We start from the raw sequence: 20,770 nt of genomic DNA on the forward strand, positions 1-20,770 counted from the left end.
GAAACCTCAGATCGGTGTCACCCCGGACACCAACCAGCGGTCGTCGTTGCGGTCCAGACCGACTCTGACCCGACTTCCGGTGGTGGCGCCCTGCGCGTTGTCGCCGCTGGTGGTCACCTGGTTGAGGAAGAGCAGCACCACCGCGTGTGAGTTCTCGTCGGAGACGATGCCACCCGCTTCTACGGTGGCCCTGACCGTCAGCTTCTTCTCCTTGGCCCCCGGAACGATCGCCTCGCGGATGAGTCGGAGGTAGTCCGCACGGAAGTCTCCGGTGAGTTGATCCGCGGCTCTGGGCAATTCGGTGTCCACGGTGGTGTGGTCGTAACTGAACATGGCGGTGACGGTGCGTTCGGCCGTGCTCACCGCGTCGGCGCGGGTGCGCTCGTCTGCGCGCTGCTCGAAGTAGCGGTACCCGTTGACCGCCGTGACCGCCACGGCGACGAGCGCCACCGCGATGGCGATAGCCGCGACGATACGCGTGCGTGTACGTGTCATGCCACGAACTCCACTTTCGAAACGGTCGGGCCGTGCTCGCCGCCGGTCACGGTGACGCGGAAACGGTAGTAGCGTTGCTGCGGTTCCTGTTGGCCCGCGTTGGTGACGGTCTGTTTCGCCGCGACGAGCACGTGGGCCGTTCGGTCGTCGTCGTCTTCGAGCGCGGCTTCGATGACCTCGCCGGTGGAGACGACGCGCGCCTGTCGGACGACCTCGCGGAAGGGATCGATACGCCCGTCGAACTCGCTTCGGAATTCTCCGGAGGCGCCCGCGAGGATTCGGTCGATGTCGGCCTGGGCGGAGTCCGCACGGATCGTGGTCAGATTGAGCACGGCTTGACGCGCGGTCTGGAGGTATTCGGTGCGCCGCTGTTCGCGTGCGTCATTGCCCTCGGATATCGAATGCAACGCGACCGTGGACGCGATCGCGGCTACGACCAGCGCGAGCAACAGTGTCGCGGCCACGATGCGGGCGACGGTCCAGCGCCGCCGAGGACTCGCGCCGCCCTCGTAGACATCCGCGTCCGCGGCGGTCTCGGTCACAACTGCGCTCTGTTCGGTTCGCACGCCCTTTTCCGTGCGCACGGCCTGCTCAGCCTGTTCGGTGCGCGCGGCGTGCTCGGTGCGCGCGGACTCACCGCTGCGCGCGGCCTCACTGGTGCGCGCGGCCTCACTGGTGCGCGCGGCCTCCTCGACGTGCTCGGCCTGTTCGATGCGCGCGACGTGCTCGCTGTGCGCGGCATCGTCCGTCGAGGTCGCCTGCTCACCCCCGGAGATCAGGGATTCCACCTCCGGACCCGAAGTCGCGTCGACGTGGTCCTTCTCGACCGCAGCCCCTCGATCACCGTGGTTGTTCGGCCCACCGCCGACCCGCTCGGTCGCACCCGCGCGCGTCGGCGGGCCGGGTGATCGAACCACACGTCGACGCGAGGAACGGACTTTTCCGGTGCTGGTTGTCATCGTTGCTGCTCCTGGAGCATTGCTTGCCATGTGGCTGGCACGGTTCCCGAACCGCCGGGGGCGATGTCGGCCAATCGGTAGGCGCGCCCGTCCGGACCGGTGTACGTGCCGGTGGCCGGATCGTAGGCGCGGGCGGCGGCGGGCCCGACGCCGTAGCTCGCGGGCGCCGCGGGCGTCTGTTGCGAATCGGATCCGGCGGGCTGGGTCCGCCCGACGGGTGGGGTGTTCGGGCCGATCGGAACGTATCCGGTGCGACACATCTCCGGTGTCGGCGCGCGCACTCCCGGCACTTCCATACAGGGGGTGTTGCGGATGCCGCGCACCGCTTCGGGCGCTTCCTGCGGGATCTTGCAGTACAGCCCGTCCGGCGTGTCGACCGGTCCGAGGTCGCTGGGGTCACGCCATTGGCTCGGCGGCAGGAACCCGGTCGTGCACGCGGGCGGATCGCCGAAGGTCGCCACGAAGTCGACGGCGGCGCCGTATTTCAGCGGCCCACGGATGACGGTCATCAGGGCTGCCACCAGCGGCGGATACAGCACCAGAACCTGTTCGATGCCCGCGTGGTAGGTGAGGGCGACCTGCCCGACGCTGACCAGGTTGCGCAGCAGGATCGGCAGCGTCGGCTGCAGTTCGGCGAACAGCGCGCTCACCTGCTGCATCGTGGCCGGACCGTGGTGCAGTATGCCGCGCAGCGCGGGATCGTGGGCGCGCAGTTCCGCGGTCGTGGCGGCGAGGTCGCGGGTCCAGGAGCGGATGGCGGCGTCGGATCGGGTCTGGGTGTCGAGCAGCGGACCCAGCTGATCCAACAGCTTCTTCGTCGGTGCCGCGCCCGCGTTGGCCTCCTGGACCAGCAGCGCCGCGGAATCGATGAGCTGTTGCAGTTCCAGACCGGATCCGTTGAACGCCCGGAATGCCTCGTCGAGCACCTGTCGCAGTCGGGCGTCGGCGATGTCGGCGAGCAGCAGGTCGGCTTGGTCGAGCAGTGCGCCGACGTCCTGGGGCAGCCCGGTGCGCTGCATCGGGATCACGTCGCCGTCGCGCAGGGGTTTGCCGCTGCTGTTCTCGGGGGGCACCAGGTCGAGATACTGTTCGCCGACCGCGGAGACGCTGCGCACCCAGGCGTGCGAATCCGCCGGGACCCGATAGTCGCTGTCGATGGAGGCCAACGCCTCGACGCCTTCGCCGGTGAGTCGAACCTGTTTCACCACACCGATATTGGTGCCGCGATAGGCGACGTTCGCGGTCTCGTAGAGCCCTCCGGTCGCGGCGAGGTGGACGGTGATGTCGTAGCGGCCGATGCCGAACATGGCGGGCACCTTCATGTAGGTGCCGCCCATGACGACCAGACCGATCACGGTCAGGATGGCGAAGATGGTGAGCTGGATGCGGACGAATCGGGTGAGTTTCATCGCGGCGCCCCATCCTGCGGCGCGGTGGGGTTCCGGCCGGGCAACGGCACGGTCAGGCCGGGAATCGCGGGCAGGCCCGGGATGGACGGCAGGCCGGGAACGGTCGGTGACGGCGTGCCGGGAGGTTGCAGCGGGCCGGTTGCCGGATTGCCGCCCTGCCCCGCGGTGTCGGGCGCGAAAGTGCCGAGGACGCCTTCGATTCCGCCGAAACGTCCGCCCAGCGGGGTGCCGGTGAGGAAGTTGGTGTCGAGCCGCTTGCCGGTGAGGTCGACGTTGACCGCCAGATTCATGTAGTCGCCTTTGACGGCATGGTCCAGGTTCTTCATCGGGAAGGGGAAGGTGAGCAGCATCTTCATCGATTCGGTGAGGTTGCCGCCGGTGTCGCCGAGGTTCCTGAGTACGGGAACCAGGCTGCGCAGGTTGGCTTTCAGGTTGTCCCCGCCGTTGGCGACGATCCGTTCGACGACCTCGCCGAGACTGCCGAGAGCGGTGATCGCGGTGGTGATCGTCTCGCGGCGATCGGCCAGTAGCGTCAGCGCCTCGGGCAGTTCGTCGAGCGCGTCGGCCAGGATCTGGCGTCGGTCCGCGATCTGCGCGCCGAGTCTGTCGATGCCGTTCATCGCCGCGATGATGCTGCCGGTCTGGTCTCGCAGGGTGACCAGAAGCTCGTTCAGTCGCGGCAGCAGATCGCGGATCTGGTCCTCGTTGCCGCTCAGCGCGGCACTCAATTCCCGGGTGATGTCCTCGAGCTGGGTGATGCCGCCTCCGGTCAGCACGACCGAGAGCGAGGACAGGACCTGTTCGGTGGTCGGATACACCCCGGCGCGGGCCAGCGGTATGAGGTCACCGTCGCGCAGCCGCCCCGCCGCCGTGGCATCGGTGGGTGCGGCAAGTTCGACATGGTTGCTGCCGAGCAGACTCGTCTGCCCGATCCGGGCGACCGCGTTCGCGGGCAGCTCGACCCCCGGATTCAGCGAGACGGTGACCAGCGCGTGCCAGCCTTCGACTTCGATGTCGGAGACCGTGCCCACCGCGACGTCATCCACCCGGACCGGCGAATTCCTGGTCAGCGTGGTCACATTCGGCATCTGGATGCGCACCTGCCACGCGCCGTCGCCGGTGCCCTCGGTGCCCGGCATCGGCAACGAGTTCAATCCGTCCCACTCGCATCCCGACACTCCCGTCAGCAGGACACAGCCGAGCGCCACAGCGGCCAACCCGCGCGGCCGCCGACCGAAGATTCCGCTCATCGCACACCTCCCGGCACAGCCAGCCCGACGAGCCCATCGGGGATGCCGCTCGCGGTGACCGGGGCGGCGGGTACCCGGTCGGCGAGGGACGGCGGACTGAATTCCAGCTGACTTGGCAACGCCTGCACGCCGCTGGCCGGATTCGTCATGATCGGCAGGTAGTTCATCGCCAGCGAATCGACCACCGGAGCCAGATACTGCCTGCACAGATCGGCGCTGCGGTCGGAGTTGGCGGTCTGCACCGCTTGGACCGATCCGCACAGGAACGCGAACGGGTTCGCCGTGTTGTTCAGCACCACCGCGCCCGCCAGACTGCCCTGCGCGGGTTTGTAGATCGTGTAGAAGTTGGCGAGGCCGGTCGGGGCCGCGTGCAGTACGCGTTCGAGGGCGGTGCGGTTGTCGGCCACGATCTGGGTGACCTGCGCGAGCCGCTGCACGCCTTCGGTGAGCTGGGTATCGCTGCTGTCCAGGAAGCGCTGCACATCGGTGATCGCGCTGTCGAGATTGTCCAGTCCCGCGCCGAGATCGGATCGCACGCCCGCCAACACCGAGGAGACCGAGGCGAGTCGTCCGCCGAACTGGACGATCTGTTCGTTGCTGCTGGACAGCACCTCGACGAACTGCTGGAGGTTGCGGATGGTGCCGAACAGGTCGGCGCGCCCGTCGGACACGGTCGTCAGGGTGGCCGAAAGCGCGCGGATGGTTTCGCGCAGTCGCTCGCCGTTGCCGTCGAGGTTGTCGGAGACGGTGTCGACGAAACGAGCGAACGAGCCCTGGCTGTCCTGGCCCACCGGACCGAGCGCGGTGGACAATTTGGCCAATTCGGCCTTGATGTCGTCCCATTCGACCGGGATGGCGGTGCGGTCGAGCCCGATCGTGGCGCCGTCGCGCATCCTCGGCCCGCCGGTGTACGCGGGGGCGAGCTGGATGAACCGGGCCGCAACCAGCGATGGCGCGACGATCACCGCGCGGGCGTCGGCGGGGATGTCGACGCCGCGGTCGATGGTCATCGCGACCCTGACCCGATCGACGCCGGGTTCGATCGCGTCGATCCGCCCGACCCGGACACCGAGTACCCGGACCTCGTCGCCGGGATACAGCGCGGTGGTGGCGGGGAACTCGGCGGCGATGGTGGTCGCGCCGAGGGTGGACACCCGGTTCCAGACCGGAACCGCCACAGCGGCGACGATCACGACCCCCGCCAGCACCAGGACCCAGCGCGGTGGTCTGCGCACAGCGTTCGACAGCTTCATCGTGGCGGCTCCTGAACACCCGGACCGATGGAGGGAGGTGGCGTGAAGTAGGCGCGCAGGGATTCCGGGAGGTTCTGCGGCCAGGCGAGGGCGTCGACCAGGACGTGCAGCAGCGGACTGTTCGCGTTGGACACGTACGCCTGGAAATAGGGCCCGCTGCCGACCTGTTCGCCGAGCGCGGCGGCATACGGGCCGAGTCCGGCCAGCGCCTCGGTGATGTTGTTCCGGTTACGTTCCAGTTGCGCGAGAACGGAATTGAGCTTCTCCAAGGCGGGAGCCAGCTGCGCCTCGTTGTCGGCTATCACCCCCGACAACTGCTGGGCCAATGCGTTCAGGTTCACGATCATCTGCCCCAGCGCCGCCCGCCGCGACTCGAGTTCGCCGAGCAGTTCGTTTCCGTCCGAGAGCAGCGCGGTGATCTGGGAGGACTGCTCGGCGAGGATCCCGGTGACGTTGCGCGCCCGTGTCAACAGTTGGAGCAGCGCTTCGTCGCGGATGTTGACGGTGCGCGAGAGCGCCGTGACCCCGTCCAACGCGGTGCGCACCGCGGGCGAGGTGTCGGCGAAGGTCGCCGACAGTTCGTCCAGGGTCTGGTCGAGTCGGTCGGTGTCGAGACCTTGGATGGTGCCGCCGAGATCGCTCAACGCCTGATTGAGCGAGTACGGAGAGTTGGTGCGCTCCAACGGAATCGGGTCGTCGCGCCGCAGCGCGCCCGACCCCGACGGATACACCTCGACCGACTTGCGCCCGAGCACCGTATTGGTCTTGATCGCGGCGGAAGTCTTGTCGCCCAACACGATCGATTCCTTCAAGGTGAACCGCACGAGCACCTTCGCGCCCGAGAGCTCGACGGACTCGACCCGCCCCGAGCGCACCCCGGCGACCTGGACGGCGTCGCCGGGCACCAACCCGCCCGCGTCGCCGAAGTAGGCGGTGAAACTCGCTCCCGAGCGCAGGAACGGCAACCGGTCCAGTTGCAGCGCCGACAACGACACCGTCACCGCGAGGACGATGCCGACGACGCCGATGGTCATCGCGGAGGATCGTTTCTCACTCATGGGTGGGCGCGCACCTTCCCGTCGTCTGGGTGCCGGGAATCGCGATCTCGGTCGGCACCCCGTTCGGCCCGTCGACCAGGAACACCACCGAGCAGATGTACATGTTCAGGAAGGAACCGTAGGAACCGATCCTGATCAGGTTGCGATAGGTCGCGGGCAGTCGGTCCAATACCCACTGCACCGTGTCGCTGCCCTCGGTCAACAGGCCGCCGACTCGGTCGGTCTGCTCGATCGTGGCGCGCAGATCCGGTCTGGACTGCGCCAGCAGAGCGGTGAGATCGCCGGTGGCGCCCGCGATCCGCGGTATCGCCGCACCGATCGGGTCGCGGTCGGCCGCCAATCCCGATACCAGCCTGCGCAATTCGGTGATGGTCGTGGTGAACTGATCGCCGCGCTCGTCGATGACGGCCAGCGCCGAGTTCAGGTTGTCGATCACACTGCCGATCAACGCGTCTCGATCGGCCAGGGTCTGCGCGAAAGAACCGCCGCTGTCCAACAGCGACACCAGATTCCCGCCTTGACCTTGGAAGATTCGCACCAACGCCTCGGTCAGGTCGTTCACCTGACCGGGATCGAGGCCGCGCAGCAGGGGTTTGAACCCGCCGAGCAGCATATCCAGATCCAACGCGGGAGCGGTCTGCTCCTCGGCGATGGCGCCGCCGTCGGGCAGTGTCTTCGCCTCGCCGGGACCCTCGAGCAACTCCAGATACCGGTCACCGACGAGGTTCTCGTAGCGGATCGCGGCCCGGGTGCTGGTGAACAGCGGGTATTCGCGGTCGACCTGGAATTCGACGTGGGCGAGGTAGTCGGCGCCGACCTCGACGGAGGTGACCGACCCGACCGGAACGCCCGCGATGCGCACCTTCGCACCGGGCAGCATTCCCGACGAACTGGTGAACACCGCCTTGTAACCGTTCTCGGCCGAGAAACGCACCTGACCGAAAACCACGACGAGACCGGCGAAGATCAACGCCATCACCACGGCGAAGACCGCCAGTTTTACCGATGTCGCGACGCGCACGGCTATCCCACCCCCGGCAGTCCGGCGAAGAGGATCTTGAACACCGGCGGAGCGTTGAAGGTCAACGTCGTCGACGGAACATACGGTGTGCCCTCGCTGGTGTCGACCACGAGATAGTCGGCGTTGCTGCCCGGCACGCGTTCCAGGATCCCGCCGCAGTGCGGGCCGCCGGTGGCGTTCACCTTGGGCAGGTCGTTGGGCGCGGTGTAGCGCTCGGTTCCCGGCATGAAGCTGGCGCTGAGCGCCACCGCTTCCTGTCCGCCGCCGAAGACTGCCTCGGCCGCGGGCATGGAATTACCGATCCCGGTGATCAGGCAGTACAGAACCGGGGCGTAATCGGCCAGCAGACCCGTTGTCGGCCGCAGCAGTTCCAGCGCCGTCACCAGTTGATTCTCGTTGTCCCGCAACACCGTAGAGGTGGTATCGGCCACACCTATCACATTCACCAGCAATTCATCGAGACTCGAACGCTCCTCGACCACCGTCCGCCCGGTCGCCGTCACATTGGACACCGTCGCCATCAGGTCCCCGGCGGTGTCGGCGTACAACTCCGCGACCCGAGCGGACTTGTCGAGATCGGCGCGCAGGGCCGGAAGCGACGGGTTGATCTCGCGCAGAAAGGAATCCGCGCCGGTGAGCAGGCCGCCGATCTTCTCGCCGCGCCCGTCGACAGCGGTCCCGAGCGCGGACAGGATCGCGTTCAACTTCTCCGGTTCGATGATCGCGAGCAGATCGCTCAGACGCTGGAACAGGGTGTTGAACTCGACGGTCACCCGGTCGGCGGTGATCCGCGCGTCCGGGCGCAGCGCGCGCGCCGGAAGTCCCGCCGGCGCTACGAAATTGACGTACTTGGCGCCGAACACCGTGGTGGAGCGGATATCGACGCGCGCATCGGCCGAGACGAACCGCAGTTCGTCGGGATCGATCTCGAGGCGCAGCGTCGCACCGCCGGAGCGCTGGATCACCTCGGCGACCCGGCCGATCTCGACGCCGCGGAACCGCACCTTCGCGTCCGGGTCGAGCACGAGGCCGCTGCGCGGCGACTCGACCAGGACGGTCTCGGACCTGGTGAACCCGCCCGCGAACATCGTCAACGCGATCGTCACCACCGCGGCCAGCACGATGACCAAGCCGAGACCGGCCAACCTCAGCCCGAGCCCGCTGCTCGCCATCCCGCCCGATCGTCTGAATCGCATCATTGTCACTTACCCGGAGAGGTGGAAGTTGCCGGAGGTGCCGTAGACGGCCAGCGAGATCAGCAGTGTCACCGAAACCACGGCGACCAGGGAGGCCCGCACGGCATTGCCGACCGCGACCCCCACTCCCACCGGACCGCCCGCGGCGTAGAAGCCGTAGTAGGTGTGGATCAGCATGACCGCGGCGGCCATCACCAGCGCCTGCGCGAAGGACCAGAGCAGGTCGGTCGGGATGAGGAAGGTGTCGAAATAGTGGTCGTAGACGCCCGCCGACTGCCCGAAGATCACCACGGTGGCGAACCGGCTGGCCAGGAACGACGCGATGACCGCGAGCGCGTAGAGCGGAACGATCGTGATCATCCCGGCCAGCACCCTGGTTCCGACCAGATACGGCAGTGGGCGGATACCCATGGATTCCAGCGCGTCGATCTCCTCGGCCACCCGCATCGCCCCGAGCTGCGCGGTCGAACCGGCCCCGATCGTGGCCGCGAGTCCGATTCCGGAGATCACCGGCGCGGCGATGCGGACATTGATGAAGGCGGCGAAGAATCCGGTCAGCGCCTCGATGCCGATATTGCCCAGCGAGGTGTATCCCTGCACCGCGATGGTGCCGCCGGTGAACAGGGTGAGGAATCCGACGATCACGACGGTGCCGCCGATCAGCGCCAACGCCCCTGTGCCCATGCTGATCTCGGCGATCAGCCGAACGGTCTCCCGGCGATAGTGCAGCAGCGCGCGCGGCAACGACGCGAGAGCCTGCGCGTAGAAGACGGCCTGGCGGCCGAGAGCGTCGAACGTGGACGTCGCGCGGCGCGCGCGGCGCACGGTGCGCGGGAACCTGGACTCGATGGTGTAGGCCATGTCACTTCACCGTGAACCCGATGCCGACCGCGGTGACCACCACGTTCACCACGAACAGCGCCATGAACGCGAACACGACGGTCTGATTGACCGCATCCCCGACACTTTTGGGACCGCCCCTGACGTTCAGGCCCAGATAGCAGGCGACCAGACCGGCGATGAGCCCGAACATCGCGGCTTTCACCTCGGAGATGACCACCTCGGGCAGGTGGGTGAGCAACGTGATCCCGTTGACGAACGCACCGGGATTCACGTCCTGCACGTACACCGAGAACAGGAATCCGCCGACGATGCCGATGGTGCAGACCAGCCCGTTCAACATCGAGGCCACGAACATCGACGCGAGCACCCTCGGCACCACCAACCGCTGCACCGGGTCGATGCCGAGCACGCGCATGGCGTCGATCTCCTCGCGGATGGTGCGCGCACCGAGGTCCGCGCAGATCGCCGTCGCCCCCGCGCCCGCCACGACCAGCACCGTGACGATCGGACCGACCTGCGTGATCGCGCCGAAAGCGGCGCCCGCCCCGCTCAGGTCGGCCGCGCCGAGTTCCCGCAACAGGATGTTCAGGGTGAAGCTGACCAGGACCGTGAACGGGATCGCGACCAGCAGCGTCGGCGTGATCGACACCCGCGCGATGAACCAGGACTGCTCGACGAACTCCTGCCACTGGAACGGCCGCCGCAACGACGAACGAGCGACATCCGCGCAGAGTTCGAAGAACCCTCCGACCGCGCGCAACGGCACAGCAAGGGCATCGTTCATGCTCGAGGCTCCTCGCTCGACCGACGCTCACCACTCACGGCATCAGACCCTCCGCCACCGCACCCGCTTCACCGGGCACGGATCCCGTTTCGATCACACGACCTCTACCGATACCGAAATACACTTGTGAACAGTAGATTTCCGAACGCACACGGCTGGTGCGCACCGACCACGATGCCCCCGACATCCCGCCCGCCGCCGCATGCCAAGGCTTGACCCTGATAACTACAGTTGGACTTACAGTAAGCAATGTAGCCGACTGCGCGGCCGTCGGCAACGAGGACGAGCAAACAGCGGTGATGCTGAGCACTCGCTCAGCATCACCGGCGGCCGGGAACCGTGATCGAAACCATAGGGCGGCAGCACACTCCGAGCCGCCTCTCCCCCGGCCTGCCGCTACGTCGTGACCGGGAGTTTCGCCCAGCCGCGCACGCTGCTCGTATGTCCGCGAACGGCCTTGGCGTAGTCGACTTCCCAGTCCGGCCAGCGCCGCAGGATCTCCTCGAGCGCGACCCTGCCCTCCAGCCTCGCCAGTGCGGCGCCGAGGCAGAAGTGCAGGCCGAAACCGAAACTCAGGTGGGTGTCGCGGCGATGGATGTCGAAACGATCGGGATCGGGGTAGCGGCGCTCGTCGCGATTGGCCGAACCATTGATCAGCAGCAGCACCGCGCCCTCGGGGACCGTCCGCCCGTGGTGGCGCGTATCGGCCGCGACGTATCTCGCCTGCACCGGCGATGGCGCCTCGTAGCGCAGCACTTCCTCGATCGCGGCCGGAACGAGCGACAGGTCCGCGACGATCTCGCGCCGTTGTTCCGGATGATCCGACAGCAGTTGACCGGTGAATCCGATGAGCCTCGTGGTCGTCTCGCTGCCCGCGCCCATGATGGTGTTGATGTAGGTCAAGATCTCGCCCCGGTCGAGCCTGCGTCGGGTCCCGTCCGGTTCGACCACCTCGGCGTTGATCAGATCGCTCATCAGGTCGTCGGACGGATTCTCGGCGCGCCAGTCCACGTAGTCGGCGATCATCCCCAGATGCGGTGGCACGTAGGCTTTTCCGGTGCGCTCGCGGCGGGCGCCGTCACGCACGGCCAATGCCTTGTCGGTGCTGTCGCGGATGGTCGCCTGATCCTGTTCGGGAATGCCGAGCAGGGCGCCGATGGTGCGCATCGGCATCCACGCCCCGAGATCGGCCACGACGTCGAATCCGCCCGAACCGATCAGCGGGTCCAGCGCCTCGACGGTGAATTTCCGGGCCAGCGGCTCGATCGCGGCGATCCGGCGCGGGGTGAACACCCGCGACATGATCTTGCGGTGCATGTCGTGCACCGGCGGATCCTCGAAGAGGACGAGTCCGGACGGAATCTCCATCCCGCTGGTGATGACCTCCATGATTGTTCCGCGCCCGGACCGGAAGGTGTTCCAGTCCTGGATGCCCGCGACGACGTCGTCGAAGCGGCTCAGCGCGTAGAAGTCGTGTTTCTCGTTGTAGTACAGCGGCGCCTCGTCGCGCAGCCGCTTCCACACCGGATAGGGATCGTCGTCGATGGCGGTGTCGTACGGGTCGTAGTACACGTCCGCGTCCACTGATTCTCGCACTGTCGTCGCCTCACAAAGGAATTGGTTGATCACCGGTTCGGGCGCGGACCGGGTCGTCTCCGGCGCGGAAGGCGGCCGGACCGGTCGCTACTTGCGCATTCCGCCGCCGACGGTGATGTCGTCGCCGGTGACGAACGAGGACGCGTCGCTCGCCAGATACAGTGTGGGCCCTACGATTTCGGACAGATCGGCGACCCGGTTCTGCGGGTTCTGCGCGGCCAGCATCGCCACCGAACCCGGATAATTTCGCTCCGCGGCGACCAGCATCTCGGTCGCGAACGGCCCCGGGCTGAGCATATTGACCCGGACCGACCACGGCGCCCACAGATTCGCCATCGACACGGTGAGACTGCGCAGCGCCGCCTTCGACGCGCTGTAGACCGCCGACATGGGGTTGGAGGAGAAATAGCCCTCCATGGAGCCGATATTGACGATGCTGCCACCGCCGCCGTCCCGCATCACCGGCGCCAGGCACTGGCTCATGCGCAGCGCCCCTTCGACATTGACGCTCAGGATCTTTCGCCACAACGGCAACGTGACATCGTTGAGGCCGAGCACCATCGGATTGATGCCCGCGTTGTTCACCAGCACGTCGACCCGGCCGTATTCCTGCACAACGGCGTCGACGAATCCGGGAACCGCGTCCCAGTCACCGACATGGCACGCGATCCCGACGGCTTTGCCTCCGGCAGCGCGTATTTCGGCGGCCACGGCATCACACGGCTCCTTGGTGCGGCCGCAGACGACCACGGACGCGCCCGCGCGCGAGAAGCCGTCGACCATGGCCCGCCCCAATCCCCGGGTCGAGCCGGTGACAACGGCGACCCGTCCGGTCAGGTCGAACAATTCCTCCGGTTGTCGAATGGTCATGAACCGCCACCTTCTAATCGCGCCATCGATAGGCTCCGAACACGGGCGCCACCACCACGCCGGGCGGCGCTCGCAGGACATCGGGTATCGCCCGTACCGCGGTCATGGCGACCGCCATCTGCCCGGCCGAACAGCTCAGGCCCGCGACGGGTTCGTTGCCGATGCTCAAGTCCAGATTCAGGCGCGGCGCTCCGTCGACCCGCACGCGCACCAGGAACTCGCCCGGCCGCGCGGCGGGCCAGTCGGGCCCGGGTCCGGTCGCCGACCAGAACTCTTCCGCCACCAGCACCGGTTCGCCGCGACGCAACGCCGTCCACGTCAGCTTCTGGCCTACCACGGTGCCCGCGGGCAGTCTGCCGCACGCCACACTCACATCCTCGGCCCGGGTCTCGGTCTCGATACTCGGGACGACCGCGTCGACAGTCAGGCCGAGTACGTCGGCGGTGGCGGCCAGCGCCTGTTCGTACTGCGCCGACACCGCACGGAACATCGGCGACTCGACCGTGATCTCGTCGGGATGCTTGCCCATTCCCATGAGATCCACGAGCATTCGGCGTTCGGAGATGCCGGAGCAGTCGACGAACTCCTGCACGGTGATGCGATCGACCCGCTGCGACAACGTGGTCAGGCTCGCCGCCAGACGTTCGAAGACGAATCCGGGATGTTCACCCGCGGCGTGGAATCGCACGCCCGCGGCACGGCAGGCACGGGTGATCCGTGCACACGCCTGCGGTCCGAAGGTGGGCAGATGGTTGTAGGAAGTCGTCGTGATCACCGACTTGCCGGATTCGAGCAGTGCCACGATATCGTCGGTATTGCCGTCGCCGTAGGCTTTGCTCGCCGCGTGCACGACGACATCCGCTGCCAGATCCAGGATTTCGGACCGATCCCCGGTGACCGAAACCCCGGTGGCGGGACGGTCGACCAAGGCGCCCGCGTCGACACCGAATTTGGCCGCGCTGTAGGCGAATACGCCGACCAGCTCGAGTTCAGGGCGGTCGATGATCTCGCGCAGCGCGGCGCCGCCGACGGGACCGGTCGCCCATTGGACGACACGGGTGGTCATGATGTGGCCTGTTCGGGGATCAGCCCCTCGATCGTCGCGTGCAGCACGGAGCGACTGCCGTCGGGCAGGACGCGGCGCGCCACCAGGAATTCGCTGCCGACCCAGCCGTGGCGAATGAACTTCCCGAACCGCATCCGCGTTCCCGGCGCACCGCTGGCCGCCGGAAGCATCTTGATCCGCTCCAGCGACTCCTTGACCCCGACGCCGGTCAACGGACGCGCCGTCGCCAACGCGGTCATCATCAGTCGGGCGACGTCGTAGCAGTACAGCGGGAAGAAATAGGCGGGCCTGCGTCCGTGGCGCTGTTCGAACCGGTCGAGGAAGTGCTGCCCGACCGTGTTGCGCTCGTCGTACTGGTCGAGCCCCACCCAGCCTGCGAACTGCGCACGCCACCAGTCGCTGGTGGCCGCGAATTCGAAGGCCGTCGTGGTGTAGCGGCGCGGATTCCACCCAACGGCGTCGAGCGCGGCGTTCATGCCCGGTATGCCGAGTCCGAATCCGACGTGCACGAGCGCGTCGGGCCGGTCTGCGGCCAGCGTCGCGATCGCGGCCCGCTTGTCGGCCTCGACCTGGGGAATGGGAATCTCCGCGGTGATGGACAGACCCGCGACCTGGCAGGCGACGCGCGTGGTGCGCAGGTACTCGTGTCCGATGAGCGAGTCCTCGTAGACCAGTCCCGCCGTGCGGCAGCCGTCCAGCGCCGCCACGGTCGCCATGATGAGCGGTTCCTCCTCCATCGACCCCGCGGGCAGCCCGAACACCCACTGCCCAAGCATGGATTCGGAGGCGGCCATCGTGATGATCGGCACCTGCGCCGCGTCCTCGACATACCGGCGCAGCGCCACACCGTTCTCCGAGACCCACGGCCCGAAGATCACCAGGGCGTCCTCGGCGACCAGTTCGTGGAAGGCGTCGCGCACCGGCCGGAACGATCCGTTCGGCAGGCCCTGCACCGCGCGGACCACGAACTCCACCGGACGTTCGAGCACGCCCTGGGCGAGGAAGTCGTCGGCGACCAGCTGCAAGGTCGGCAGGACGTTCTCGTCGTATCCGCCGTCGGCGTCGAGATAGTCGATCAGCAGCCCGATCCGGGCGGGCGTCACCTCGACCATGCCGCACCTCCTACGCACGTGGTGATCTCGGACATCGCACCGTCTTCGAACGGATCAGCTTCCGACCATGCGGTACCGGGCCGGAAACATCTGACAATTGAGAGCCAACGAGGAAGGTACCTCAGCGGCACACCCACGTCCAGACCTTCGGAAACGAGTTCGTGAACGTCGCTCCGCGCGTACGATCGCACCGATATCTATAGCTCTTTGAATCGCAAGAAGGTACGTTCATGAGCGGTCCCATCATCGACGATGCCGCGAGAGCGCTAGCCAGACCGTCCTCCTACACCGACGAGGACAGCCTGCACACCGCCCTGACCCGGCTGCGCGCCGACGCCCCCGTCTCCTTCGTCGACCATCCCCCGTATCGGCCGTTCTGGGCCGTCACCAAACACACCGACGTACTCGCGGTCGAACGCGCCAATCGCTTGTTCACCAACTGGCCGAGGCCCGTTCTCATCCCCGACGACGACTCCCCCGGCGCCGCCGACGTGCGGACCCTGATCCACATGGACGACCCACAGCACCGCCTGGTTCGAGCGATCGCCGCGGACTGGTTCAGCCCCAAAGCGCTGCGCGCACTCGGAATCCGGGTGCGCGGACTGGCGACACGCTATGTCGACGACATGCGGGCGGCGGGCGGCGCCTGCGATTTCGTCTCCGAGATCGCGGTGCACTACCCGCTGTATGTGATCATGTCGCTGCTCGGCATACCGGAAAGCGATTATCCGATGATGCTGAGCCTTACCCAGGAACTTCTCGGCGGCGACGACAGCGAATACCAGCGCGGCGTCACGCCGGAGGAGAAAACGAATTCGCTGCTGGAGATGTTCGCCTACTTCCAACGCCTCACGGCCGCCCGACGCGAAAACCCCACCGACGACCTCGCGTCGGCGATCGCCAACGCGAGGATCGACGGCGAACCACTCTCCGACGTCGACACCATGTCGTACTACCTGATCATTGCCACCGCCGGGCACGACACCACGAGCAGCACCATCTCCGGCGGCCTGCGAGCACTGATCGAGAATCCCGATCAACTCCGCGCGCTGCGAGCCGAACCCGACCTCATGCCGCGCGCCACCGAGGAAATCATCCGCTGGGTCACCCCGGTCAAAGCCTTCATGCGCACCGCGAGCCAGGACACCTCGATCAGGGGAATTCCCATCGCGGAAGGCGAGGCGGTCCTGCTGTCCTACGTCTCGGCCAACCGTGACGAGGAAGTCTTCGAGAACCCCTTCCGCTTCGACGTCCGCCGCGAGCCGAACAAACACGTCGCCTTCGGCTTCGGAGTCCATTTCTGCCTCGGCGCCGCGCTGGCCCGCATGGAGATCAGCACCTTCTTCACCGAACTGCTGCCCCGCCTGCGGACCATCGACTTCGACGGCACGCCCGAACTGATCGAGACGACCTTCGTCGGCGGTCTGAAGCATCTGCCGATTCGCTACTCCATGAGCTGAGCCCGCCCACGCGGCGGCGAACAACGGGCTTGCGCCCTCTTCCAGAGCGAACCCGAACGGTGACCGGGCGATGACCGCTGCAATGATCAGATCATTGCGGCGGCCACCGCGGCATTCACGCGGCGACCGTCCGCCAATCGGGTCCGCCACCGGAACCGGCCGCGCCGGATTCGATCGACAGAGGGAGAAACGTGGACAAGCACCCACCGGCCGACGGCCCGCTCGCCACCGAAGCGCCCTCGACCGGCAAACCGATGCAGGTCGCCCAGCAGCTCAGAGCGCTCATCGTCACCGGAGACCTGAACGAGGGCGATCTCCTCGGCACCGAGGCGGGCCTGCGCGAACGCTTCGACGTGTCCCGCCCGTCGATGCGCGAGGCCCTGCGCATCCTCGAGGCCGACGGCCTGGTCTCCATCGTGCGCGGCGCTCTCGGCGGAGTGATCGTCCGCAGACCGGGCCAACGCACCACCGCACGCGCCGCGGCGCTGGTACTACAGTCGCGCAGCGTCGCACTGGCCGACGTCTTCGAAGCCAGCGCCGTCATCGAACCCGCCGCGGCCCGCATGGTCGCCACCTCACGCGGGCACCAGCGAGCGGCCAATCAGCTCCGCGACATCATCCTCGAACAGAAACGCACCATCGAGGACCCGACAGCCTGCACCAACGCCATGATCCGCTTCCACAGCGAACTCATTCTCCTCGCGGGCAATCAGACCCTGATCCTCGTGTGCGAAATGCTCAACGAAGTGATCGCGCGAACCATCGCCGACGTACTCACCCGCACCAGCGACGAACCGGCCACCGCCCGCCGACGCACGATCCGCTCCCACGAACGCCTCGTGGAACTCATAGCCGCCGGAGACGGCGACGGCGCCCAGAACCACTGGAACAACCACATGGCCCGACTGCGCCGGTCGCTGCTGGGGGACCACGGCGCAACCGTCATCGACCCCAATCGCCACCGCTGAGACGGCGGCCACCGCGTTCGACACCGGACTCCATCGCGAGCCTCTCGGCCGCGACCGTCGACCCGACTTCGGCGGCGACCTACGACCCCCGCGGCACTCGACCACCCGCGCAATCCGACGCACAACGCACCGGGAACAGTTCACGGAAACAGCAGGCAACTCTATTTCCAGCCGGTAGCATGGAGGATGCTACCGGCCAGTAGGGAAGGTCTGACGCAAGCCGCCACATTCCGACCGACGAGGAAGCCACGTCGAAAGCCCGCCGGACGACGACGCTCCACTCACACCCTACGCCGACAGCACCCCCGCAGACCGCGCTCCCGCAACCCGCGATCGATGATCCGCATACCGGTCTCGCCGCGATCCACGCGAACGGCCGCCCGACCCGACCGTTCACGGAATCCGCGAATCCGGCGGCGCGCTGGCGTCGCTCGCCGAACCTGTGTTACAACGGAAATACGTTATATTACGTTCGCTAACTAACAATCGGAGCCTGAGATGTGCGGTATCACGGGCTGGGTGTCCTTCGACACCGAAATGACCCGACAGCAAACAGTTCTCGACGCGATGACCGACACCATGGCCTGTCGCGGACCCGACGGGGTCGGCACCTTCGTGCGCGGCCACGCGGGCCTCGGACACCGGCGGCTCGCCATCATCGACCTTCCCGGCGGCGCCCAGCCGATGAGCTTCGCCACGCCCAACGGCGACATCGGTCTGGTCTATTCCGGCGAGACCTACAACTTCCAGGAACTACGCGCCCAACTGGAGGCGCGCGGCCACACCTTCCGCACCGACAGCGATACCGAGGTGGTGTTGCACGGCTATCTGCAATGGGGCGAGGGTGTCGTCGACCATCTCAACGGCATGTACGCGCTGGCCATCTGGGATCAACGCGATGAGAAGTTGGTGCTCATCCGCGACCGGATGGGGATCAAACCGTTGTACTACTACCCCACCCGCGACGGCGTGCTCTTCGGGTCGGAACCGAAGGCGATACTGGCCAATCCCCTGGCCGACCGAACCGTCGAAACCGACAGCCTGCGTGAGCTTTTCGCGACGACGAAGGCGCCGCACTGGTCGCTGTGGAAGGGGATGAGCGAGGTACTGCCCGGCACCCTGGTCACGGTGGACCGCGACGGGATCCGGGAGCGCACCTACTGGCGACTGGAGGCGGTCGAGCACACCGACAGCCGCGATGTCACCGTCGCGAAGGTCCGCGACCTGCTCACCGACATCGTCGACCGGCAGTTGATCTCCGATGTACCGCGCTGCGTATTGCTCTCGGGCGGACTGGATTCCAGCGCCATCACCGGTCTTGCGGCGGCGCGGCTGCGCGAGCAGGGCGAACGGGTGCGCACGTTCTCGGTCGATTTCGTCGACCAGGAACAGAATTTCGTCCCCGACGAGATGCGCGACACCCCGGATTCCCCGTTCGTGCGCGATGTCGCAGCGCATGTGGGCAGCGCGCACAGCGATGTCGTGCTGAATCCGGCCGACCTGTCCGATCTCTCGGCGCGCCGCGCCGTGGTGGCCTCTCGCGATATCCCCGCGGGTCTCGGCGATATGGACACCTCGCTGTATCTGCTGTTCAAAGCGATACGCGAGCAGTCGACCGTCGCGCTGTCGGGTGAGTCCGCCGACGAGGTGTTCGGCGGATACCGCTGGTTCCACGACGAGGTCGCACTGCGGGAACACACCTTCCCGTGGCTGGCGTCGAACTTCGCGTTGACGAGCGAGAACCGTTGGCAGGTCATCGAACCCGGCCTGCGGGACGCCCTCGACCTGCCCGCCTACATCGCCGATCAGTACGCCACGGCATGCGCCGAGGTGGACCACCTCGACGACGAGTCCGAGGTCGAACACCGCATGCGCACGGTCTGCCACCTGCACCTCACCCGATTCGTGCGAAATCTGCTCGACCGCAAGGACCGCATGTCCATGGCCGTCGGCCTCGAGGTCAGGGTGCCGTTCTGCGATCACCGGTTGGTGGAATACGTCTACAACACGCCATGGTCGCTCAAGACCTTCGACGGTCGGGAGAAGAGCCTGCTGCGCCACGCCGCCGCACACGTGCTGCCCCGGTCGGTGGCGCAGCGGGTGAAGAGCCCGTACCCGTCCACCCAGGACCCTGGATACGCCGCCGATCTCCAGCAGCTCGGCAAAGAGATTCTGGCCGAACATGATTCGCAGCTGTGGGCACTACTGGACCGCTCCTGGATGCAACAGGTCGTGAACGAGGACCCGACAACCATGCAGGCGCACACCCGCTTCGGACTCGACCTCGTGATCGACCTGCACACCTGGCTCGACCTCTACGAACCCCGCCTCGTCCTGAACTGAGCCCGGCCCGCCACGGGCACTGCGCACCGATCACGCCGCTCCGGTGAACATTCCGTTGACCGGTTCGTTGGTGGGCGCGGACAGCACATCGAGACGCTCGGCGATTTCCGGCGGCAACTGGATCCCGGCGAGATTCTCGTCGAGTTGCTCGATGGTGCGAGGACCGATCAGGGTCGAGGTGATCTCCGGCCGACCGGCTACCCACGCCAATGCGACGGCGACGGCGGTGGTATTCAATTCGGCCGCGACACCGGCCACTTCGGCGGCGATGGCGAGGTTGCGGTCGCTGAGCAGATCGCAGGCCCAGCGTTGGGCCATCGGCGCGGGCGAGGCCAGCAACCGACCGAGTCGGCTCGCGCCGTCCACGCCCGTGCCACGGTAGCGGCCGGTGAGCACGCCCGACCCCAGCGGGCTCCACGCCGTGACACCCACACCGTGACGGCGGCAGGTCGGGAGTATCTCGGCTTCGATCGTGCGCGCGACCAGCGAGTACTGCGCCTGCAGCGCGGTGAACGCGGCGCCTGCGACACGGTGTGCGGCCCATTGCGATTCGATGATCTGCGCGGCGGTGAAGTTGGAGCAGCCAAGGTAGCGAACCTTTCCCGATCGGACGAAACCGTCCAGGGTCGCCATGGTCTCCTCGATCGGGGTGTCCGGATCCCATTGGTGGCAGTAGTAGATGTCGATGTAGTCGGTGTCCAACCGGCGCAGACTCGCCTCGAGCGCGTGGGTCAGATGCGCCCGCGACAAACCCCGCTGATTCGGGCCGTCTCCTTGTGGCAGAAACGCTTTCGTCGACACCACCACCCGGTCACGGCGGCCGCGCAGGGCGGCGCCGATGATCTGCTCGGACTCGCCGCCGGTATAGGCGTCGGCGGTGTCGATCAGGTTGTGTCCGGCGGCCAGGAATCGATCGATGATGCGCCCGGCTTCGGTCCGGTCGCAGCAGGCGAAGTAGGCCGAGTCTCCGAAGTTCATGGCGCCCAGGCTGATAGGTGAGACCTTCAGTCCGGATTCGCCCAGTGTCGTGTAGTGCATGGCACCTTCCCCGCTAGAATCGGAATCATGGTTCCGCTTAGAAAATACG

At 67.0% G+C, this 20,770-nt stretch carries 18 protein-coding genes; 3 read left to right on the forward strand and 15 right to left on the reverse strand.

The genetic code is table 11. From position 1 onward, the window contains the following. Positions 1-6 precede the first annotated feature (6 nt). The 14 genes from IT779_RS10095 to IT779_RS10160 all read right to left on the reverse strand — a co-directional run bounded on the left by IT779_RS10095 (position 7) and on the right by IT779_RS10160 (position 14,912). Positions 7-495 (reverse strand): h domain protein, encoded by a 489-nt coding sequence (locus tag IT779_RS10095; protein ID WP_196148962.1) that lies wholly within the window; start codon positions 493-495, stop codon positions 7-9. After that, the gene (locus tag IT779_RS37125) at positions 492-1,454 is read right to left on the reverse strand and encodes a hypothetical protein (RefSeq protein WP_198428340.1); all 963 of its coding nucleotides are present in this window, start codon (positions 1,452-1,454) and stop codon (positions 492-494) included. The genes IT779_RS10095 and IT779_RS37125 overlap by 4 nt, the downstream gene beginning before the upstream one ends. Then, complete coding sequence (locus IT779_RS10105) at positions 1,451-2,863, reverse strand: MCE family protein (protein ID WP_196148963.1); 1,413 nt, start codon at positions 2,861-2,863, stop codon at positions 1,451-1,453. The genes IT779_RS37125 and IT779_RS10105 overlap by 4 nt, the downstream gene beginning before the upstream one ends. After that, on the reverse strand, positions 2,860-4,113 hold the full coding sequence (locus tag IT779_RS10110) for an MCE family protein (RefSeq protein ID WP_196148964.1): 1,254 nt from the start codon (positions 4,111-4,113) through the stop codon (positions 2,860-2,862). The genes IT779_RS10105 and IT779_RS10110 overlap by 4 nt, the downstream gene beginning before the upstream one ends. Continuing rightward, complete coding sequence (locus IT779_RS10115; protein ID WP_196148965.1) at positions 4,110-5,366, reverse strand: MCE family protein; 1,257 nt, start codon at positions 5,364-5,366, stop codon at positions 4,110-4,112. Before IT779_RS10115 ends, IT779_RS10110 begins: the two co-directional genes overlap by 4 nt. Further along, entirely contained in the window at positions 5,363-6,424 is a 1,062-nt protein-coding gene (locus IT779_RS10120; RefSeq protein WP_196148966.1) for an MCE family protein, read from the reverse strand. The genes IT779_RS10115 and IT779_RS10120 overlap by 4 nt, the downstream gene beginning before the upstream one ends. After that, positions 6,417-7,451 carry an MCE family protein gene (locus tag IT779_RS10125; protein WP_196149168.1) on the reverse strand — a complete coding sequence of 345 codons (1,035 nt, stop codon included), beginning with the start codon at positions 7,449-7,451 and terminating at the stop codon, positions 6,417-6,419. The genes IT779_RS10120 and IT779_RS10125 overlap by 8 nt, the downstream gene beginning before the upstream one ends. Then, positions 7,448-8,617, reverse strand: coding sequence for an MCE family protein (locus IT779_RS10130; RefSeq protein ID WP_196148967.1), 1,170 nt, complete (start codon positions 8,615-8,617; stop codon positions 7,448-7,450). Before IT779_RS10130 ends, IT779_RS10125 begins: the two co-directional genes overlap by 4 nt. A 33-nt stretch (positions 8,618-8,650) precedes the next feature. Continuing rightward, positions 8,651-9,502 carry an MlaE family ABC transporter permease gene (locus tag IT779_RS10135; protein WP_196148968.1) on the reverse strand — a complete coding sequence of 284 codons (852 nt, stop codon included), beginning with the start codon at positions 9,500-9,502 and terminating at the stop codon, positions 8,651-8,653. A 1-nt stretch (position 9,503) separates the two neighbouring features. Beyond that, positions 9,504-10,268: an MlaE family ABC transporter permease gene (locus IT779_RS10140; protein WP_196148969.1), complete on the reverse strand. Its 765-nt coding sequence runs from the start codon at positions 10,266-10,268 to the stop codon at positions 9,504-9,506. A 396-nt stretch (positions 10,269-10,664) separates the two neighbouring features. After that, entirely contained in the window at positions 10,665-11,864 is a 1,200-nt protein-coding gene (locus tag IT779_RS10145; RefSeq protein ID WP_196148970.1) for a cytochrome P450, read from the reverse strand. A gap of 87 nt (positions 11,865-11,951) precedes the next feature. Continuing rightward, complete coding sequence (locus IT779_RS10150; protein ID WP_196148971.1) at positions 11,952-12,734, reverse strand: SDR family NAD(P)-dependent oxidoreductase; 783 nt, start codon at positions 12,732-12,734, stop codon at positions 11,952-11,954. A gap of 13 nt (positions 12,735-12,747) precedes the next feature. Further along, positions 12,748-13,800 (reverse strand): dihydrodipicolinate synthase, encoded by a 1,053-nt coding sequence (locus IT779_RS10155; protein WP_196148972.1) that lies wholly within the window; start codon positions 13,798-13,800, stop codon positions 12,748-12,750. After that, positions 13,797-14,912: an ABC transporter substrate-binding protein gene (locus tag IT779_RS10160; protein WP_196148973.1), complete on the reverse strand. Its 1,116-nt coding sequence runs from the start codon at positions 14,910-14,912 to the stop codon at positions 13,797-13,799. Before IT779_RS10160 ends, IT779_RS10155 begins: the two co-directional genes overlap by 4 nt. Before the next feature lie 230 nt (positions 14,913-15,142). On the opposite strand from IT779_RS10160, the gene IT779_RS10165 reads away from it, so the two are divergent. The 3 genes from IT779_RS10165 (at position 15,143) to asnB (ending at position 19,683) form a co-directional block, all read left to right on the forward strand. After that, the gene (locus tag IT779_RS10165) at positions 15,143-16,372 is read left to right on the forward strand and encodes a cytochrome P450 (protein WP_196148974.1); all 1,230 of its coding nucleotides are present in this window, start codon (positions 15,143-15,145) and stop codon (positions 16,370-16,372) included. A 191-nt stretch (positions 16,373-16,563) separates the two neighbouring features. Further along, entirely contained in the window at positions 16,564-17,340 is a 777-nt protein-coding gene (locus IT779_RS10170) for a FadR/GntR family transcriptional regulator (RefSeq protein WP_332838734.1), read from the forward strand. 498 nt (positions 17,341-17,838) lie between these two features. Continuing rightward, complete coding sequence (gene asnB, locus IT779_RS10175; RefSeq protein WP_196148975.1) at positions 17,839-19,683, forward strand: asparagine synthase (glutamine-hydrolyzing); 1,845 nt, start codon at positions 17,839-17,841, stop codon at positions 19,681-19,683. A gap of 30 nt (positions 19,684-19,713) precedes the next feature. Here the strand turns inward: asnB and IT779_RS10180 are convergent, their stop codons facing one another. Further along, a complete protein-coding gene (locus IT779_RS10180; RefSeq protein ID WP_196148976.1) occupies positions 19,714-20,721 on the reverse strand; it encodes an aldo/keto reductase in 1,008 nt (335 codons plus the stop codon). Positions 20,722-20,770: the final 49 nt, after the last annotated feature.

The organism is Nocardia bovistercoris (assembly GCF_015674855.1).
In the GTDB taxonomy this organism is placed as follows: domain Bacteria; phylum Actinomycetota; class Actinomycetes; order Mycobacteriales; family Mycobacteriaceae; genus Nocardia; species Nocardia bovistercoris.

Bases quoted from the DNA above. Each gene is read 5' to 3' on its own strand.
- IT779_RS10130 (WP_196148967.1), bottom strand. From the start codon at position 8,617: ATGGCGAGCAGCGGGCTCGGGCTGAGGTTGGCCGGTCTCGGCTTGGTC.
- IT779_RS10160 (WP_196148973.1), bottom strand. From the start codon at position 14,912: ATGGTCGAGGTGACGCCCGCCCGGATCGGGCTGCTGATCGACTATCTC.
- IT779_RS10150 (WP_196148971.1), bottom strand. From the start codon at position 12,734: ATGACCATTCGACAACCGGAGGAATTGTTCGACCTGACCGGACGGGTC.
- IT779_RS10155 (WP_196148972.1), bottom strand. From the start codon at position 13,800: ATGACCACCCGTGTCGTCCAATGGGCGACCGGTCCCGTCGGCGGCGCC.
- asnB (WP_196148975.1), top strand. From the start codon at position 17,839: ATGTGCGGTATCACGGGCTGGGTGTCCTTCGACACCGAAATGACCCGA.
- IT779_RS10115 (WP_196148965.1), bottom strand. From the start codon at position 5,366: ATGAAGCTGTCGAACGCTGTGCGCAGACCACCGCGCTGGGTCCTGGTG.
- IT779_RS37125 (WP_198428340.1), bottom strand. From the start codon at position 1,454: ATGACAACCAGCACCGGAAAAGTCCGTTCCTCGCGTCGACGTGTGGTT.
- IT779_RS10165 (WP_196148974.1), top strand. From the start codon at position 15,143: ATGAGCGGTCCCATCATCGACGATGCCGCGAGAGCGCTAGCCAGACCG.
- IT779_RS10110 (WP_196148964.1), bottom strand. From the start codon at position 4,113: ATGAGCGGAATCTTCGGTCGGCGGCCGCGCGGGTTGGCCGCTGTGGCG.
- IT779_RS10095 (WP_196148962.1), bottom strand. From the start codon at position 495: ATGACACGTACACGCACGCGTATCGTCGCGGCTATCGCCATCGCGGTG.
- IT779_RS10135 (WP_196148968.1), bottom strand. From the start codon at position 9,502: ATGGCCTACACCATCGAGTCCAGGTTCCCGCGCACCGTGCGCCGCGCG.
- IT779_RS10105 (WP_196148963.1), bottom strand. From the start codon at position 2,863: ATGAAACTCACCCGATTCGTCCGCATCCAGCTCACCATCTTCGCCATC.
- IT779_RS10120 (WP_196148966.1), bottom strand. From the start codon at position 6,424: ATGAGTGAGAAACGATCCTCCGCGATGACCATCGGCGTCGTCGGCATC.
- IT779_RS10180 (WP_196148976.1), bottom strand. From the start codon at position 20,721: ATGCACTACACGACACTGGGCGAATCCGGACTGAAGGTCTCACCTATC.
- IT779_RS10140 (WP_196148969.1), bottom strand. From the start codon at position 10,268: ATGAACGATGCCCTTGCTGTGCCGTTGCGCGCGGTCGGAGGGTTCTTC.